The 2878-nt window shown below is 64.0% G+C and carries 4 protein-coding genes; 2 read left to right on the forward strand and 2 right to left on the reverse strand.

What is annotated here, in order from left to right; all coding sequences use genetic code 11:
* The first annotated feature begins 252 nt into the window (after nucleotides 1–252).
* Nucleotides 253–1173 carry a hypothetical protein gene (locus IE231_RS18040; RefSeq protein ID WP_189695380.1) on the forward strand — a complete coding sequence of 307 codons (921 nt, stop codon included), beginning with the start codon at nucleotides 253–255 and terminating at the stop codon, nucleotides 1171–1173.
* A 33-nt stretch (nucleotides 1174–1206) separates the two neighbouring features.
* On the opposite strand, the gene IE231_RS18045 is transcribed toward IE231_RS18040, so the two are convergent.
* Nucleotides 1207–1518, reverse strand: a complete 312-nt coding sequence (locus IE231_RS18045; RefSeq protein ID WP_189695381.1) for a hypothetical protein — start codon at nucleotides 1516–1518, stop codon at nucleotides 1207–1209.
* A 60-nt stretch (nucleotides 1519–1578) separates the two neighbouring features.
* Nucleotides 1579–1716, reverse strand: coding sequence for a hypothetical protein (locus IE231_RS18050; protein WP_189695382.1), 138 nt, complete (start codon nucleotides 1714–1716; stop codon nucleotides 1579–1581).
* A 190-nt stretch (nucleotides 1717–1906) separates the two neighbouring features.
* Here IE231_RS18050 and IE231_RS18055 point away from each other — a divergent pair, with 190 nt between their 5' ends.
* Nucleotides 1907–2689, forward strand: coding sequence for a phosphodiesterase (locus IE231_RS18055; protein WP_189695383.1), 783 nt, complete (start codon nucleotides 1907–1909; stop codon nucleotides 2687–2689).
* Nucleotides 2690–2878: the final 189 nt, after the last annotated feature.

A 2878-nucleotide genomic window follows, 5' to 3' on the forward strand; every position in this document is an offset into this window, starting at 1 on the left:
GCCGGTTCAACATCAACGCTCATCGGGTACCTCCTGTATCAGAGTTACACCGTTGAAAGTACAGTCCCGGCTGTAGCAACGAGCCCACCTTCACCGGGCAGTTTCGGGGGCGGGGTCTATGCGACTCCCAGCGTCAGTGCCGTCATGGACTGAGAGAGCCGAGGGTCATCACCCAAGGGCGTCCGGTGAGCGGCCGTCCATAGGACGCTTGGGCCCGTAGGCTGCAACTCGTCGAGAAGGAGGGAAATGGTGATGGCAGAGTTAGAGTCCACAGACCCATCCGCTGACCTAGCCAGCGGAAGCGGTGGCGTTGCTCCCGAGGAGTGTCTGAACGCCAAGGACCTGAAGCTGATGCGACAGATCGTGATCGGAATCGCGCCTCTGGCAAGAGAGATCACCCATCTCGCGGTAGGGCGCCCTGTCCGATCCGGCTCTAAGGCTGAGGCATTCCTCGCCGACCCGGACAATGTCCCGACGTCAACCGGGGGCGGCTCCCACCTATATTCTGCCCATCTGGCGATCGCGTTCTATAGCTTCGCCGGCATCGACCACATGCGCTCCTTCTCAGCTCTCCTGCCGAAACACGAACCCGTCTTCTCCCTTGCGACCCTCACTCGCGGCGCCGTCGAAGCGTTCGGAAAAGCTCATTACTTACTGCAGGCCGATTCAGCCTTGGAGCTCCTGCGCCGCCATCTCAGCCTCGGCATCACCGAACTCGATGTCTCCACGAAACACAGCGAGATCACTCTGTTCAATGGGGGCCGCATCGATGGCGCTGACTACGTCGATGGCTTGAAGAAGGTGCTCATTGATAAGGGCTTGAAGGCCGAGCGGGTCGGCAACACCGGCTTGGCATCAACGGTGTTGTCTGACAGCGCTCCCGGCGCGCCGGGGCGTGCTTTCTACTCCCAGCTCTCCGGTGTCGCTCACGGCGAAACCGCGGGGGTCTCGATGTTCATAGGGAAGGACGTCGAAGCGGGGATCGGTTTCGTCCGCAGGCGTGACGTGATGCTCCCGTATGCCGGCATGCTCTTCGCGACGTGCCGGTTGGTTATGAACCAGATCATCGACTACTTCGCAGTAGAACTTGAGCATCGGAACCGCTGGAACAGCGTCCTCGAGCGCGCCGAGCCGTGGATCGATGACCTGAGAAGCACGAATCCCGAGCTCTGAGGGTCAACAAAAACCACAGCTTCGCGCGAGGCCCTACTGCTCAGGCGAGCGGCCGAGCCACTGCGGCTCGATGGTCCGCCGGGTGACCTGGTCCGGGCTGACCCAGAAGTCACGGGCTCCGCGGTAATAGGAGATTTCCCACAGGACTTGGACCTGGACGTGCCGGTCCGTCCACGCGAGGGCGAAGCCCTTCTGGGTGCGCTCGGGCCGGCCGTCGTCGAACGTCAGCCGCACCCACACCGGCATTGGCGCCGGCGGGCGCGTCACCTTCTCCGGGTCGATGGACGCGGCGGGCACCAGGATGGGGTCCGGTTCAGCGTCGCCGCGCTGGTTCAGGGCGCTCACGCGGGGATCATCGCATCAGGTGTTGGGAACCGGAAAGGGCTGCGCCCGGAAACAGGCCGGTCAGGAGGTCTTGATCTGGATCAGCTGCCAGCCGTCGGGGATCTGTTCCTCGAGCTTGGGCCGGCCGTCCTGGTAGTCCTCCGCCTCCACGGTGATCTCGCGGGTTTCCGAGGGGCGAATGATTCCGGTGATCTGCACTGGCCAATCCTAGGCCCGGGTTGGCTTCTAGCCCTGCTCGGCCCTGACCGAGGCCGGGTCGAGGTCGGGACGGAATCCTGGCGCAGTCCCGTATTGGAAGCCGTAGCTATTCCCTGGTTTGCTCCCCCGCGCGGTTCGCCTTGAGCATGAACGGTTGCCGTCACCTTGGGCGTCGTTGGAGTGTTCATGGGTGACTGCATCGATCGCGCACTTGAGCGACCCTCACATCAGGGACGGCTCGCTCGCTCCTGCCCCGGCCACCAGCCTGCACCAGGCATTGGGACGTGTTCTCACCCTGGACCCACAGCCGGACTGTGTGGTGATCACCGGTGACCTCGTCGATCAGGGACGTCCGGAGGAGTACCGGGCACTGCGGGAGCTGATCGAACGCTTCCCGCTGCCCTTGCACCTGCTGGCCGGAAACCACGACGATCGAAAGGGGCTCCTGGCGGAGTTCGGAGCCTCACCGTTCATGGGCGGCTCAGAACGGGCCTACTACAGCGTGGACTACCCCTCATTCACGGTCATCGCCTTGGACTCGAAGATGCAGGGATCCCCGGCAGGCCAACTGGGCGCCCAACAGCTTGCCTGGCTGGACACGGTCCTCGCCCGCAGGCCGCAGACCCCGGCCATCGTCTGCCTGCACCATCCCCCTATCGACGTCGGGATCCCCTTCCTGGATGGGATGAGACTCTTCGACGGCCACGACCTGGCCGGTGTCCTCGGCCGCCACAGCAATGTCGCGCGTGTCCTGGCCGGGCATGTCCACCGGCCGGTCGCTGCTGCCTTTGCCGGAACCACCTTGGCGATTGCGCCCAGCACCCATCTCCAGAGCCGCCTTGCTCTCGAGGGCACAGTCCCCAACTACGTCTCCGAACCCGCTGCCTTCCTGCTCCACGTTCTGGCCGGCTCTGTCTGGGTCACCCATACGGTTCCCGTAAGCCACGAGGCAGCACCTATCGCCACGTTCTGAGCCAGCCTCGAGCCGGGCCAGCTTCGTCGCCGCGGCGATCCGGTGGTCCGATCAGGGATCGGTGCCGTACGTGTGTCCCTAGACCGGCTCCGCCCTGACGGATGCCGGGTCGAGGTCGGGCCTGAAACTTGGCGCAGTCCCGTATTGGAAGCCGTAGCTATTCCCTGGTTTGCTGCGTACCTTATAGCC

It is taken from the genome of Sinomonas cellulolyticus (assembly GCF_014656475.1).
Classification (GTDB): Bacteria; Actinomycetota; Actinomycetes; order Actinomycetales; family Micrococcaceae; genus Sinomonas; species Sinomonas cellulolyticus.

What these genes read in the sequence shown, in the direction of transcription:
- IE231_RS18040 (WP_189695380.1), top strand. Translation starts at nt 253, where the DNA reads ATGGCAGAGTTAGAGTCCACAGACCCATCCGCTGACCTAGCCAGCGGA.